The sequence below is a fragment of the Derxia lacustris genome (assembly GCF_002105195.1).
Classification (GTDB): Bacteria; Pseudomonadota; Gammaproteobacteria; order Burkholderiales; family Burkholderiaceae_E; genus Derxia; species Derxia lacustris.
In genome coordinates this window covers 1-14342 of the sequence record NZ_MUHU01000036.1, presented here as the reverse complement: position 1 = coordinate 14342, position 14342 = coordinate 1, and the positions used below count along the sequence as shown (strand labels likewise).

At 65.2% G+C, this 14342-nt stretch carries 15 protein-coding genes and 1 tRNA gene; 9 read left to right on the top strand and 7 right to left on the bottom strand.

Annotated elements, in window-relative coordinates:
• Positions 1 to 81: 81 nt before the first annotated feature.
• The 4 genes from ubiB to B9P64_RS21025 all read left to right on the top strand — a co-directional run bounded on the left by ubiB (position 82) and on the right by B9P64_RS21025 (position 3807).
• Entirely contained in the window at positions 82 to 1665 is a 1584-nt protein-coding gene (gene ubiB / locus B9P64_RS21040; protein WP_085318071.1) for a ubiquinone biosynthesis regulatory protein kinase UbiB, read from the top strand.
• Positions 1646 to 2752: a phospholipase A gene (locus B9P64_RS21035; protein WP_085318070.1), complete on the top strand. Its 1107-nt coding sequence runs from the start codon at positions 1646 to 1648 to the stop codon at positions 2750 to 2752. Before ubiB ends, B9P64_RS21035 begins: the two co-directional genes overlap by 20 nt.
• A 94-nt stretch (positions 2753 to 2846) precedes the next feature.
• On the top strand, positions 2847 to 3170 hold the full coding sequence (gene grxD / locus B9P64_RS21030) for a Grx4 family monothiol glutaredoxin (protein ID WP_085318069.1): 324 nt from the start codon (positions 2847 to 2849) through the stop codon (positions 3168 to 3170).
• A 13-nt stretch (positions 3171 to 3183) separates the two neighbouring features.
• The gene (locus B9P64_RS21025; RefSeq protein ID WP_085318068.1) at positions 3184 to 3807 is read left to right on the top strand and encodes a UbiX family flavin prenyltransferase; all 624 of its coding nucleotides are present in this window, start codon (positions 3184 to 3186) and stop codon (positions 3805 to 3807) included.
• 8 nt (positions 3808 to 3815) lie between these two features.
• Here B9P64_RS21025 and B9P64_RS21020 read toward each other — a convergent pair.
• From B9P64_RS21020 to petA, 6 genes are all read right to left on the bottom strand, one after another.
• A tRNA-Thr gene (locus B9P64_RS21020) sits at positions 3816 to 3891 on the bottom strand.
• 13 nt (positions 3892 to 3904) lie between these two features.
• On the bottom strand, positions 3905 to 4375 hold the full coding sequence (locus B9P64_RS21015; protein WP_085318067.1) for a ClpXP protease specificity-enhancing factor: 471 nt from the start codon (positions 4373 to 4375) through the stop codon (positions 3905 to 3907).
• 37 nt (positions 4376 to 4412) lie between these two features.
• Positions 4413 to 5024, bottom strand: a complete 612-nt coding sequence (locus B9P64_RS21010) for a glutathione S-transferase N-terminal domain-containing protein (protein ID WP_028312450.1) — start codon at positions 5022 to 5024, stop codon at positions 4413 to 4415.
• 94 nt (positions 5025 to 5118) lie between these two features.
• Positions 5119 to 5979, bottom strand: coding sequence for a cytochrome c1 (locus B9P64_RS21005; protein ID WP_085318066.1), 861 nt, complete (start codon positions 5977 to 5979; stop codon positions 5119 to 5121).
• A 20-nt stretch (positions 5980 to 5999) separates the two neighbouring features.
• A complete protein-coding gene (locus B9P64_RS21000; RefSeq protein ID WP_085318065.1) occupies positions 6000 to 7301 on the bottom strand; it encodes a cytochrome b in 1302 nt (433 codons plus the stop codon).
• Positions 7302 to 7314: 13 nt separating this feature from the next.
• A complete protein-coding gene (gene petA / locus B9P64_RS20995; protein WP_085318064.1) occupies positions 7315 to 7938 on the bottom strand; it encodes a ubiquinol-cytochrome c reductase iron-sulfur subunit in 624 nt (207 codons plus the stop codon).
• A gap of 428 nt (positions 7939 to 8366) precedes the next feature.
• Between petA and mscL the strand changes: the two genes are divergently transcribed.
• The gene (gene mscL, locus B9P64_RS20990) at positions 8367 to 8822 is read left to right on the top strand and encodes a large conductance mechanosensitive channel protein MscL (protein WP_085318063.1); all 456 of its coding nucleotides are present in this window, start codon (positions 8367 to 8369) and stop codon (positions 8820 to 8822) included.
• A 12-nt stretch (positions 8823 to 8834) separates the two neighbouring features.
• Here mscL and B9P64_RS20985 read toward each other — a convergent pair whose 3' ends face one another.
• Entirely contained in the window at positions 8835 to 9581 is a 747-nt protein-coding gene (locus B9P64_RS20985) for a Nif3-like dinuclear metal center hexameric protein (protein WP_085318141.1), read from the bottom strand.
• Positions 9582 to 9654: 73 nt separating this feature from the next.
• On the opposite strand from B9P64_RS20985, the gene B9P64_RS20980 reads away from it, so the two are divergent.
• The 4 genes from B9P64_RS20980 to fusA all read left to right on the top strand — a co-directional run bounded on the left by B9P64_RS20980 (position 9655) and on the right by fusA (position 14269).
• Entirely contained in the window at positions 9655 to 10836 is a 1182-nt protein-coding gene (locus B9P64_RS20980) for a S1C family serine protease (protein ID WP_085318062.1), read from the top strand.
• Positions 10837 to 11114: 278 nt separating this feature from the next.
• Positions 11115 to 11492: a 30S ribosomal protein S12 gene (rpsL, locus tag B9P64_RS20975; protein WP_085318061.1), complete on the top strand. Its 378-nt coding sequence runs from the start codon at positions 11115 to 11117 to the stop codon at positions 11490 to 11492.
• A gap of 114 nt (positions 11493 to 11606) precedes the next feature.
• The gene (gene rpsG / locus B9P64_RS20970; RefSeq protein ID WP_085318060.1) at positions 11607 to 12077 is read left to right on the top strand and encodes a 30S ribosomal protein S7; all 471 of its coding nucleotides are present in this window, start codon (positions 11607 to 11609) and stop codon (positions 12075 to 12077) included.
• Between the two features lie 89 nt (positions 12078 to 12166).
• Positions 12167 to 14269 carry an elongation factor G gene (gene fusA, locus B9P64_RS20965; protein WP_085318059.1) on the top strand — a complete coding sequence of 701 codons (2103 nt, stop codon included), beginning with the start codon at positions 12167 to 12169 and terminating at the stop codon, positions 14267 to 14269.
• Positions 14270 to 14342 lie beyond the last annotated feature (73 nt).

Below are 14342 nucleotides of genomic sequence, written 5' to 3'. Positions count from 1 at the left end.
GGTCCGGTCGGCGGCTTAGAATCGCCGCTCCCCGCCCGCCGCCCGTTCCGGGTCGCGCCCCTCCGCCTTCCGTCCGTCTTCATGCTCAAGCTGCTGCGCCTCGCGAAAATCCTGTTCGTCATCCTCAAGTACGGGCTGGACGAACTCGCGGTGTCGAGCCTGCGGCATCCGGCGTTCAAGGTGCTGCTGCGGGTGCTGAGCATCGGCCGCAAGCTCGACGCGCCGCGCGGCGCCCGGCTGCGCATGGCGCTCGAAGCGCTCGGGCCGATCTTCGTCAAGCTCGGTCAGGTGCTGTCGACGCGGCGCGATCTGCTGCCGCCCGACATCGCCAACGAACTCGCGCTGCTGCAAGACCGCGTGCCGCCGTTCGACAGCGAGCTGGCGGTGCGCGAGATCACCCGCGCGCTCGGCGCCGCGCCCGAGCAGCTCTTTGCCGAGTTCGACCGCACGCCGGTCGCGTCGGCCTCCATCGCGCAGGTGCATTTCGCCCGGCTGCGCGATGGCCGCGAAGTTGCGGTCAAGGTGCTGCGCCCCGGCATGAAGGCCGTCATCGACGACGACCTCGCGCTCATGCGCGACGCGGCGGCGCTCATCGAGCGCGTGTGGCGCGACGGCAAGCGGCTCAAGCCGCGCGAGGTGGTCGCCGAGTTCGACACCTATCTGCATGACGAGCTCGACCTCATGCGCGAGGCCGCCAACGCCTCGCAGCTGCGGCGCAACTTCGCCGGCAGCCCGCTGCTGCGCGTGCCCGAGATGCACTGGGACCTGTGCCGCGAGAGCGTCATCGTCATGGAGCGCATGCACGGCATTCCGATCAGCCAGATCGAGCGCATGCAGGCCGCCGGCATCGACCTGCGCAAGCTGTCGAGCGACGGCGTGGAAATCTTCTTCACCCAGGTGTTCCGGCACGGCTTCTTTCATGCCGACATGCACCCCGGCAACATCTACGTGAGCGAGGCGCCGGGCTCGCTCGGCCAGTACATCGCGCTCGATTTCGGCATCGTCGGCACGCTGTCCGACCTCGACCGCGACTATCTGGCGCAGAACTTCCTGGCCTTCTTCAACCGCGATTACCGGCGCGTTGCGCAGGCGCACATCGACTCGGGCTGGGTGCCCAAGGGCACGCGCGTCGAGGAGCTGGAAGCGGCAGTGCGCTCGACCTGCGAGCCGATCTTCGACAAGCCGCTCAAGGACATTTCCTTCGGCCATGTGCTGCTGCGGCTGTTCCAGCTGTCGCGCCGCTTCAACGTGGAAGTGCAGCCGCAGCTGGTGCTGCTGCAGAAGACGCTGCTCAACATCGAGGGCCTCGGCCGCCAGCTCGATCCCGATCTCGACCTCTGGAAGACCGCGCGCCCGATCCTGCAACGCTGGATGGACGAGCAGCTGGGCCTGCGTGCCTTCATCAGCCGCAGCAAGGCCGAGCTGCCGCTGATCGCCGGCCGGCTGCCGCAGATTCCGCGCCTCGTGCATCAGGTGCTCGAACAGCAGATCGAGGCCGGCGAACGTATCGACCGGCAAGAGAAATTGCTCGCCCTGCTGGTCCGTCAGCAGCATCGCCGGCGCAGCGTCTGGCCGCTGCTGCTGATGTTTGCCACCGGACTGATCGTGGGGGTGCTGCTTGTCATCTATTTCATGCACGCCGGAGATGCGGCGTCGTTCGTCTGACCGACCGACCGGCGCGCTCCGGCCCGGCTGCCTCGCCAGCCTGAGCTTCGTCTGCGCCGGCGCATTCGCCCAGGCGCCGGTTCCCGAGCCGGCGCAACCGGCCGGCGCCGATTGCCGGACGCTGCTGGTCGATGCCGAGCGGCTCGCCTGCTACGACCGCGCCTTCGGCGTGCTGCCAGCCGGACGGGCCGCCGCCACTGCCTCTGCCTCTGCTGCACCGGACGCGCCCGCGCCCGCCGTCGTGGCGCCGGCCGATGCCACGCTCGCGCTGCCGCAGGCCAGCTATCTCGACGAGCAATGGGAACTGACGCCGGCCACGCGCCATTCCGCATTCACCTTCCGGCCCTATCAGGCGAGCTATCTGCTGCCGGTACATGTGACCGATTCGGTCAACCGCGCGCCGGTCACGCCCACGCGCGGCAGCGCCGACACGAGCCGGCTCCAGCGCGCCGAACTGACCTTCCAGCTCAGCTTCAAGACGCGGCTGCTGTCGGATCTGCTGGCCGATACGCCGGTGGGCGGCGGCGATCTGTGGTTCGGCTATACCCAGACCTCGTTTCTCCAGTCCTACAACAACGGGCTGTCGGCGCCGTTCCGCGAGACCAGCTACGAGCCCGAAGCCGTGTTCTCGCTGCATCCCGACGCGAGCTTCGCCGGCTGGCGCTGGCGCGTGCTGAACCTTGGCTATCTGCATCAGTCCAATGGCCGCAGCGAACCGCTGTCGCGCAGCTGGAACCGGGTATATGCGGCGGCCGGCATCGAGCGCGGCGATCTGGCACTGATCGTGCGACCGTGGTGGCGAACGCCGGAATCGCGCGCGGATGACGACAATCCGGACATAGCGCGCTACATCGGCCGGGTCGAATGGCAGGGCGTCTGGTCGCCCGGGCGGCAGCGGGTTGTGCTGACCGCACGCGGCACACCAGGCTTCGACAGCGGGCGCGGCAGCATCGCGCTCGACTGGAGCTTTCCGATCTGGTCGCGGTTGCGCGGCTATGCAAGGGCCTTCAGCGGCTATGGCGAATCGCTGGTGGATTACAACCATCGCCAGAATTCGCTGGGTCTGGGCGTGTCGCTCGCCGAATGACGCGCCGAAGTTCGCGCGAAATGCGCCGGTCAATGCCTGATGTAACCTCGGGGGCATTCCAGCCCTCTTTTCAAACCTTCTCCAGGAGCCTGCCGTGGACGCCCAAGAATTCATCAAGAAGACCGTGACCGAAAACCCCATCGTGCTGTTCATGAAGGGCAACGCGCAGTTCCCGCAGTGCGGCTTCTCGGGCCGTGCCATCCAGCTGCTGAAGGCCTCGGGCGCGGTCAACGTCGTCACCGTCAACGTGCTCGAAGACGACAGCATTCGCCAGGGCGTGAAGGAATATTCCAACTGGCCGACCGTGCCCCAGCTCTATGTCAACGGCGAATTCATCGGCGGCTCGGACATCCTGGGCGAAATGTTCTCGGCCGGCGAACTCCAGGAACTGATCAAGAAGGTCACGCCTGCTGCCTGATCGGATTCCGGGCGTGCAGCCGCCGGGCGGCGCGCGTCCGCGCATCATCGTCGCCATCACCGGGGCGACCGGCGCCATCTACGGCGTGCGGCTGCTCCAGGTGATGCGCGAATCCGGCATCGACACGCATCTGCTCGTGTCGTCCGCCGGCTGGCTCAACATCCGTCAGGAACTCGAACTCGACCGCAGCGAAGTGGAAGCGCTGGCCACGGTGGCGCATTCGGTGCGCGATGTGGGCGCGAGCATTGCATCGGGATCGTTCGCAACCGCCGGCATGGTGGTCGCCCCGTGTTCGATGAAGACGCTCGCGGCCGTGGCGCACGGCATGGGCGACAACCTCATCACGCGCGCCGCCGATGTCACGCTCAAGGAGCGGCGTCGGCTGGTGCTGATGGTTCGCGAAACGCCGCTCAACCTCGCGCACATCCGCAACATGGAAGCGGTGACGCTGATGGGCGGTGTGATCTTTCCGCCGGTGCCGGCGTTCTATCAGCGCCCGGCGAGCATCGCCGAACTGGTCGATCACACGCTGGGACGGGTACTGGATCTGCTGGGCTTGCCGCAGACGCTCACGGCGCCGTGGCAGGGGCTCGATCTGCGCGCCGGCCGTGCCGGCAATGACGCGGCATCGAGCTGAAGGAATTTTGGTGCCGCTTGTCCGACTCGAACGGACGACCTATCGCTTACAAGGCGATTGCTCTACCAACTGAGCTAAAGCGGCGCGGCGGCGCAGTCTACTTGATGCGCCTGAGCTGGGGACGGCCACCGGACGGCGGCGGCGCGGGCGGTTCGGGCTCGGCTGAAGGCTCGTCGTTGCTGTCGGCAGGCGACGGAACCGCAGCGAGTATCGGGCGCTCGGGCGTCGCATCTGCCGGGACTTCCATCTCGGCGTGGCGGGTGACCTCGAAGGCCATGCCGTGTCCGGTTTCGCGCGCGTAAATGGAAATGATGTTGTCGATCGGAATCGACAAGTCGCGCGCGACTCCGCCAAAACGTGCCTGGAAACTCAGCAGATCGTTGCCGATCGCCAGCTTGTGCGTCGCGAGCGGCGAGACGTTGAGCACGATCTCGCCGTTCTTGACGAATTCGCGCGGCACCACGGTCCGCTCGTCGACCGACACGGCGATGTAGGGCGTGTAGCCCGCATCGCCGCACCAGTCGTAAAGCGCCCGGATGAGATAGGGCTTGGTCGAGAGTTCTGACATGCCGCGAGTGTAGCCAAATGCGCCGGCGGGCAAGCCCTCAGCGGCGCATGACCTTTTCGGAAGGCGTGAGGGCTTCGATATAGGCCGGGCGGCTGAAGATGCGTTCGCCGTATTTCATGATCGGCGCGGCCGACTTCGGCAGGTCGATGCCGTAGTGGTCCAGACGCCAGAGCAGCGGCGCGATCGCCACGTCGAGCATCGAGAATTCCTCGCCCATCCAGTACTTGTGCTTGGTGAACACGGGGGCGAGCTGCACGAGCTGTTCGCGGATCGAGGCGCGTGCCTTCTCCTGCGCCTTTTCCACGCCCTTGGCATTGCGGCTTTCCAGCACCGAGACGTGGCTGAAGATGTCGCGCTCGAGGTTGAACAGGAACAGCCGTGCGCGGGCGCGCCAGAGCGGATCTGCCGGCATCAGCTGGGGATGCGGGAAGCGCTCGTCGATGTACTCGTTGATGATGTTCGACTCGTACAGGATCAGGTCGCGCTCGACGAGGATCGGCACCTGTCCGTACGGATTCATCACGTTGATGTCTTCCGGCTTGTTGAACAGGTCGACGTCGCGGATCTCGAAATCCATGCCCTTTTCGAACAGCACGAGCCGGCAGCGCTGGCTGAAGGGGCAGGTCGTGCCCGAGTACAGAACCATCATGTTGTTGCTCTCCACAATGACACAAGGGTGAGCATGCGCTCACCCTTGCTTGCGACACCGTACGGAACCGGGGTTCCGCACGGGCTTACTGATTTCAGCGGATGTCTTTCCAATACGCGGCGTTGAGGCGCCACGCAAGGAAGGTAAACACCGCCAGGAAGGCGAGAACCACGGTGCCGAGGCGGATGCGGGTCTGCTTGATCGGCTCGGCCGTCCAGGCCAGGAAGGCGACGAGGTCGCCGATCTGGTCGTCGTAGGCCGCTGCCTGGGCCGCGTCGACGGCCTTGAATTCCTTGTGCACGCTCTCGTGGAACGAGCCCGTGCCGAGGTCTTCGGTCTTGACGGTGGTGAAGCCGTTGACATCGTAGACGGTGGTCGTCTTGACCCACTTGGCATCGTGACCGCCGCCTTCGGCCGGCTTGGTTTCCTCGACGGTCAGCTCGCGCTGGCCTTGCAGGGCATAGAGGATGTGCGGCATGCCGACGTTCGGGAACACCGTGTTGTTCCAGCCGGTGGGCCGGCCCGAGTCACGGTAGAACGAGCGCAGATAGCTGTAGAGCCAGTCGACGCCGGGCGCTTCCTCGGTGGAGCGTGCACGAGCCTCAAGCGTGAGGTCGGGCGGCGCGACGCCGAAGAACGACTTCGCGTCGGCACGCGTCATCGAGATGGTCATCTGGTCGCCGATCTTGTCCGTCGTGAACATCAGGTTGTCCTGGATCTGTTCCTTGGTCAGACCGATGTCCATCAGGCGGTTGTAGCGCACGGCCGAGAGGCCATGGCAATTCAGGCAGTAGTTGACGAACAGCTTGGCGCCGTTCTGCAGCGCCGCGAGGTCCGTCGCCTTGGCGACAGGGAAGTGGTCGAGTTCCGGGCCTTCGTTGGCATGTACCGGGCTCATCCACAGGGTCGCGGCGGCCACGATGGCCGACACGGCTGCGAGAAGCTTCTTCTTCATGATTTTTGGGTCCTCGGGGCTCAGTGCGGCTTGAAGTTCACGCGCTCGGGCGGCTGCTTGAAGGTTCCGATCCGGCTCCAGATCGGCATCGTGATGAAGAAGCCGAAATAGATCAGGGTGCCGATCTGCGAAACGATCTGGCCGACCGGCGACGGCGGTTGCACGCCGAGGTAGCCGAGAATGACGAAGTTGACGAAGAACACCGCGTACACGGCCTTGTGCCAGAACGGGCGGTAGCGGATCGACTTGACGGGCGAACGATCGAGCCAGGGCAGGAAGCCGAGGATGATGACGCCGAGACCCATGAAGATCACGCCCCACAGCTTCGCGTCGAGCCAGAAGAAGTTGAACGTGTTGGCGCGCAGGATCGAGTAGAAGGGCGTGAAGTACCAGACCGGGGCGATGTGCGGCGGGGTCTTGAACGGGTCGGCCGGGAAGAAGTTGTTGGCTTCCAGGAAGTAGCCGCCAGCCTCGGGCGCGAAGAACACGATCGCCGAGAAGACCATCAGGAACATGCCCACGCCGAACACGTCGTGCACGGTGTAGTAGGGGTGGAAGGGGATGCCGTCGAGCGGAATGCCGCGGGCGTCCTTCTTGGCCTTGATTTCCACGCCGTCGGGATTGTTCGAGCCCACTTCGTGCAGCGCGACGATGTGCGCGACGATCAGGCCGATCAGCACCAGCGGCACCGCGATGACGTGCAGCGCGAAGAAGCGGTTCAGCGTGGCATCGCTCACGACATAGTCGCCACGGATGAACACCGACAGGTCGGGGCCGATCAGCGGGATCGCCGAGAACAGGTTCACGATGACCTGGGCGCCCCAGTACGACATCTGGCCCCAGGGCAGCAGATAGCCCATGAAGGCTTCGGCCATCAGCGCCAGGAAGATGGCGACGCCGAACACCCAGACCAGTTCACGCGGCTTGCGGTACGAGCCGTAGAGCAGCCCGCGCACCATGTGCAGATAGACCACGACGAAGAACATCGACGCGCCGGTCGAGTGCATGTAGCGGATCAGCCAGCCCCACGACACGTCGCGCATGATGTATTCGACGCTCGCGAACGCGACCGGCAGGCCGGCGGCGTTGAGCGAGGCATCGGGCTTGTAGTTCATGACCAGGAAGATGCCGGTCAGGATCTGGATCACCAGCACCAGCAGTGCCAGCGAACCGAAGAAGTACCAGGCGTTGAAATTCTTCGGCGCGTAGTACTCGGACAGATGGGCCTTGTAGGTGACCGACAGCGGGAAGCGGTTGTCGACCCAGTTCAGCAGCTTGACGCCAACGGGCGCGTCGGCGGGGACTTCGTGGAATTCAGCCATTTGTGGTCTCCGCTCAGGCCTTCGTGTCTTCGCCGATCAGCAGCTTCGTGTCGGACAGGTACACGTGCGGCGGAACTTCGAGGTTGTCGGGGGCGGGCTTGTTCTTGAACACGCGACCGGCCAGGTCGAAGGTGGAGCCGTGGCAGGGGCAGAGGAAGCCGCCTTGCCAGTCGTCGGGCAGACCGGCTTGCGCACCGGCGGCGAAGCGCGCGTTGGGCGAGCAGCCGAGGTGGGTGCAGATGCCGATCACGACGAGCAGGTCTTCCTTGCGCGACCGGGTCTCGTTCTTGGCATAGGCGGGCGTCATGCCGGCGCGATCCGACTTGGGGTCGGCGACCATCGAATCGGTCTTCTTGAGCGATTCGAGCATCGCCGCATCACGCTTGAGCAGCCAGACCGGCTTGCCGCGCCATTCGACGGTCTTGAGCTGGCCGGGCTTGAGGTCGGCGATGTCGACCTCGACCGGCGCACCGGCTGCCTTGGCCCGTTCTGACGGGGCGAAGCTCAGGATGAAGGGCGCTGCGACGGCGGCACCGAGTGCGGCGCCAGCGCCGCAGGTCAGCGTGAGCCAAGTGCGGCGGGAGGGATCGACTTCGGCATCGCCGGGCTGGCCGGCAGTCGGGTTCTGGGTACTCATGGGAGCAGGTTCCTCGAGAACGGATTCCTGATCGAGCTTTCGGCAGCACCTGGCGGCGCGGCTTGATCTCGTTGTTGGACGCGGATGGAGCGATCGGGTGGCTTGATGCTGCGGCGCCTCTTGTTGCTTGTGCGTGCGGGCCCTGGGCAGCAAAAGCCGCGTGTCCGGCATCGCGTGTGCGCCGGAACTTCTTTTACGTGCGCGGTCGGCGCAACGCGCCATTGTAGCCATTCCTGTCAAGCCAGAAAAACCTGTGTCCGTCGGTTCTGTGGCGTGGACCGCTTGGCAGCGACGTGATGCGTGCGCTAGGTCATCGTCCAATCATGTGGGCCAGCAGGCGCTGCGACGAAATGCCGGAGCGTCCGGTCGGCCCGCCGGCCTCGTCCTGGCCGCCGGCGCCATCAACAACATTCACAGAGGGTTTGGCAATGAGTTTTCTGAAGGAGTTTCGCGATTTCGCCGTGCGCGGCAACGTGATCGATCTGGCGGTGGGCGTCATCATCGGCGCCGGCTTCGGCAAGATCGTCGATTCGGTGGTGAAGGATCTGATCAATCCGCTGGTGGGCGTGTTCGTCGGCAAGCCCGACTTCACCAACATGTTTCTGGTGCTGAAGGCGCCCGAGAACTACACCGGCCCGGCGACCTACGAGGCGCTGACCAAGGCCGGGGCGACGGTCTTCGGCTATGGCGCATTCCTGACTGCGCTGGTGCAGTTCATCCTGTTGGCCTTCGCGATCTTCTGGCTGGTGAAGTTCGTCAGCGCGGCCCAGCGCAAGGTGGTGCGCGAAGCGCAGGCCGAGGCACCGGCCGCCCCCGCCGAGCCGCCCGAGGATGTGGTGCTGCTGCGCGAGATCCGCGACAGCCTGCGCGGCGTGTCGCGCTGAAGGCGGGAGGCGTCAGGCCGGGTTGTCGATGTCGATGAAACGGTGATCGAGCCCGAACTCGGCGGCGAGATGGTCGCCGAGCGCCTGGATGCCGTAGCGCTCGGTCGCATGATGGCCGCAGGCGAAGTAGGCGACGCCGGCTTCGCGCGCGATATGCGCGGTCGGCTCGGAGATCTCACCGGAGAGAAATGCGTCGCAACCGGCCTCGATGGCCGCGTCGAGATGGCTTTGCGCGCCGCCGGTGCACCAGCCGATGCGGCGCAGCGGCCGGTCGCTGCGGCCGACCACGGTCGGCGCGCGGCCAAGCGCGCTCTCGATGCGCAGCGCGAGTGCTGCGGCGGTCGGCGGCTCGGCCGGCTCGCTCCACGGCAGCATGCCGGGCTCGCCGGCATTGCCATGAATGTCGAGTCCGAGCGCCGCGCCAAGTTGCGCGTTGTTACCCAATCGGGGATGGGCGTCGAGCGGCAGGTGATAGGCGAACAGGCTGATGTCGGCGACCAGCAGCGCGCGCAGGCGGGCGTGCAGCCGTCCGGTCACGCGCGGGCTTTCGTTGCGCCAGAAGTAGCCGTGATGCACCAGCACCGCGTCGGCGTTGGCCGCGATTGCCGCCTCCAGCAGCGCCAGCGACGCAGTCACGCCGGTCACGATGCGGCCGATGCGCGGCCGGCCCTGCACCTGAAGGCCGTTCGGGCAGTAATCCTTGAAGCGCGCGCAGTCGAGCAGGCGATCAAGGTAGTCGGCGAGCGCCTGCCGTTCGATCTGCGCTGCATTGGGCATGGGAAGAAGGCTCTCCATCGGTCAACTAGAATCGCGCGCTCACAGAAAGCCCCGGATGCTACGCCGACTCTGGTTGATCTTTGCGCAGGCAGTCACTGCCGCGCTCGCTGTCATTTTTGTGCTCGAAACGCTGCGGCCGGACTGGCAATTGCCCTGGCGCGTCAGCGTTCCGGTCGTTGTGCCGGTTGTGCAGACGGCGCCGTCCGGCGCGCAGCCGACCGCCGTGCCGGCGCCCGCGTCCTATGCCGATGCCGCCCGGCGCGCCACGCCGGCGGTCGTCAATATCAACACCACGCGCGAACGCGGCGGCCGCGATGACCGCGTCTACCGCTATTTCTTCGGTGACGGCCAGGGCGGGCGCTCCGATCCAGACGCCAGCCTAGGCTCGGGCGTGGTCGTGAGCGGCGACGGCTATGTGCTCACGAACAATCACGTCATCGAGGATGCGGCAGGCATCGAGATCGTGTTCGGCGACGGTCGGCGCGCGACCGCCAAGGTGGTTGGCACCGATCCCGAGACCGACCTCGCGCTGCTGCGGGTCGAGGCTGCGCCGGGCGAGGAGCGGGTTCTGCCGGTGATCGAGTTCGGTCGCGACGAGGATGTGCATGTGGGCGATGTCGTGCTCGCGATCGGCAATCCCTTCGGCATCGGCTCCACGGTCACGATGGGCATCGTCTCGGCGACCGGGCGCGCCAATCTCCAGCTGAGCGTGTTCGAGAACTTCATCCAGACCGATGCAGCCATCAACCCGGGCAATTCGGGCGGTGCGCTGGTCGACGTGGCGGGGCGGCTCATCGGCATCAACAGCGCGATCCTTACCCGCACCGGCGCTGCCTCGGGCATCGGGTTTGCCATTCCGGTATCGACGGCGCGTCAGGTGATGGAGGGCTTGATCGCCGACGGGCAGGTGGTGCGCGGCTATATCGGTGTCGAGACCCAGGACGTGTCGCCCGAGCTTGCCGATGCTTTCCAACTGGCGAGCCGCAAGGGCGCGCTGATTACCGGCCTCGTGCGTGGCGGCCCGGCTGAACGTGCCGGCGTGAAGACCGGAGACATCCTCGTTGCCATCGGCGAATCGCCGATCGACGATTCGAGCGCGATGCTCAATCAGGTCGCGCGCCTCAAGCCGGGTGGGCAGGCTCGCCTCACGCTCAATCGCGCACGCCAGCGCATCGATGTGACCGTGGATGTCGGTCAGCGGCCGAGGCCGGCCAAGTCGCGGCGCCGCGCCGAGTAGCGTCCTGGCGGCCTTCGGGTTGACGCCCCTTGCGCACCGTGCATAGAATTGCGATTCCCTTGAATCGGGTGACTGGGTCTCTTGTCGCGCCAACCTTCAGTGACGTTGGCGGGCGCGCGGAACACCCGGCCGCATTCATTGCGAGTCGCTCTTTGGCTGCCCCGTTGCGCCATTGCGCGCATTTCGTGGTGCGGCAGTCCTCCGATCAAGAACTTCGACAAAGAACCTGCCGTCGTCGTCTTCCGAGATGTCGTCGGCGCCCGTTGGATTGGACTGCTATGCCCACCATCAGCCAGCTCGTTCGCAAGCCGCGCGTTCTCGCGCATGCGAAGAGCAAGAGCCCGGCGCTGGACAATTGCCCGCAAAAGCGCGGCGTTTGCACCCGCGTCTACACCACCACCCCGAAGAAGCCGAACTCGGCGCTGCGTAAGGTCGCCAAGGTGCGCCTGACCAACGGCTACGAAGTCATCTCCTACATCGGCGGTGAAGGCCACAACCTGCAAGAACACTCGGTCGTGCTGATCCGCGGCGGCCGTGTGAAGGACTTGCCTGGCGTGCGCTATCACATCGTGCGCGGCTCGCTTGACCTGCAAGGCGTCAAGGACCGCAAGCAATCGCGCTCCAAGTACGGCGCGAAGCGCCCGAAGAAGGCCTGATCGCCCGATCGTTTCAATGCCGGCCGCACATCGGTGCCGCCGAGTAAGTCGCCGCCCGTGGGCGGTCCCCGGAGCGCAAATCAACCGCGCCCAGACTGAAGCCAGGAGTCAGCAATGCCCCGTCGTCGTGAAGTACCCAAGCGCGAGATCCTGCCCGATCCGAAGTTCGGCAGCGTCGATCTCGCCAAGTTCGCCAACGTCATCATGCTCAGCGGCAAGAAGGCCGTCGCCGAGCGCATCATCTACGGTGCCCTCGACACCATCCAGGCCAAGACCGGCAAGGATCCGATCGAGGTGTTCACCGCCGCGATCAGCAACGTCAAGCCGATGGTCGAAGTGAAGAGCCGTCGCGTCGGCGGTGCCAACTACCAGGTGCCGGTCGAAGTGCGTCCGGTGCGTCGCACGGCGCTCTCGATGCGCTGGCTTCGCGAAGCTGCCATCAAGCGCAGTGAAAAATCGGCGGCTCTGCGCCTCGCCGGCGAACTGCTCGACGCAGCCGAAGGCAAGGGCGGCGCGATGAAGAAGCGCGACGAAGTGCACCGCATGGCCGAAGCCAACAAGGCGTTCTCGCACTTCCGCTTCTGATCGTTGCGAGGCCCGGGCCGTCGCACCAGCGCGGTCCGGCCGTGCAGCCGGCGGCCCGTCCCATCTTCACGTTTTCTCAGGTTCCCACCATGGCACGCAAGACTCCCATCGAGCGCTACCGCAACATCGGTATCTCCGCGCACATCGACGCCGGCAAGACCACGACGACCGAGCGCATCCTGTTCTACACGGGTGTGAACCACAAGATCGGCGAAGTGCATGATGGCGCCGCCACCATGGACTGGATGGAACAGGAACAAGAGCGCGGCATCACGATCACGTCGGCCGCGACGACCTGCTTCTGGAAGGGCATGGCCGGCAACTATCCCGAGCACCGCGTCAACATCATCGACACCCCGGGGCACGTCGACTTCACGATCGAAGTCGAGCGCTCGATGCGCGTGCTCGACGGCGCTTGCATGGTGTATTGCGCGGTCGGCGGCGTGCAGCCGCAGTCGGAAACCGTCTGGCGCCAGGCCAACAAGTACGGCGTGCCGCGTCTCGCCTTCGTCAACAAGATGGACCGCACGGGTGCCAACTTCTTCAAGGTCTATGACCAGATGAAGCTGCGCCTGAAGGCCAATCCGGTGGCGCTGCAAGTGCCGATCGGCGCGGAAGACAACTTCCAAGGCGTGGTCGACCTGCTCAAGATGAAGGCCATCATCTGGGACGACGCTGCCCAGGGCACGAAGTTCACCTACGGCGACATCCCGGCCGATCTGGTCGATGTCTGCGAGGAATGGCACGAGAAGCTGGTCGAAGCCGCTGCCGAAGCGTCGGAAGACCTGATGAACAAGTACCTCGAAGGCGAAACGCTGTCGGAAGAGGAAATCAAGCTTGCCATCCGCACCCGCACCATCGCTGGCGAAATCCAGCCGATGCTGTGTGGCTCGGCGTTCAAGAACAAGGGCGTGCAGGCCATGCTCGACGCCGTCATCGATTACCTGCCGTCGCCCGTGGACATCCCGCCGGTCGATGGTCATGACGACGACGACAAGCCGACCACCCGCAAGGCCGAAGACAACGAGAAGTTCTCGGCGCTGGCTTTCAAGTTGATGACCGATCCGTTCGTGGGTCAGCTCACGTTCATCCGCGTGTACTCGGGCGTGTTGAGCTCGGGCGATACGGTCTACAACCCGATCAAGGGGAAGAAGGACCGCATCGGCCGTCTGCTGCAGATGCATGCGAACCAGCGTGACGAAATCAAGGAAGTCCGCGCCGGCGACATCGCCGCTGCGGTGGGCCTGAAGGAAGTCACGACCGGCGAAACGCTGTGCGACCCTGAAGCGATCATCACGCTCGAACGCATGGAGTTCCCGGAGCCGGTGATTTCGCAGGCCGTCGAACCCAAGACCAAGGTCGACCAGGAAAAGATGGGCATCGCCCTGCAGCGCCTCGCTCAGGAAGATCCGTCGTTCCGCGTCAAGACCGACGAGGAATCGGGCCAGACCATCATCTCGGGCATGGGCGAGCTTCACCTCGAAATCATCGTCGACCGCATGAAGCGCGAGTTCGGTGTCGAGGCGAATGTCGGCAAGCCGCAGGTGGCCTACCGCGAAACCATCCGCAAGATCTGCGAAGAAGCCGAAGGCAAGTTCGTCAAGCAGTCGGGCGGTCGCGGCCAGTACGGTCACGTCGTGCTCAAGCTCGAACCGCAGGAGCCGGGCAAGGGCTATGAATTCGTTGACGCCATCAAGGGTGGCGTGGTGCCGCGTGAATACATCCCGGCGGTCGACAAGGGCATCATCGACACGCTGAACGCTGGCGTGCTGGCGGGTTATCCGGTTGTCGACGTCAAGGTCACGCTGTTCTTCGGCTCGTACCACGATGTGGACTCGAACGAAAACGCGTTCAAGATGGCCGCGTCGATGGGCTTCAAGGAAGGCATGCGCAAGGCCAGCCCGGTGCTGCTCGAGCCGATGATGGCCGTCGAGGTGGAAACGCCGGAGGACTATGCCGGCACGGTCATGGGCGATCTTTCGTCGCGGCGCGGCATGGTCCAGGGCATGGACGACATCCCGGGCGGCGGCAAGATCATCAAGGCCGAAGTTCCGCTGGCCGAGATGTTCGGCTACTCGACGACGCTGCGTTCGGCCACGCAAGGCCGCGCCACCTACTCGATGGAATTCAAGCACTACGCCGAAGCGCCGAAGAACGTCGCCGAAGCGGTCATCAGCGCTCGCACGAAGTAATCGGCCGGCGCCTCCCCGGTTTCACTGATTCGGATATCAAGGAAAGAACATGGCAAAGAGCAAGTTTGAACGG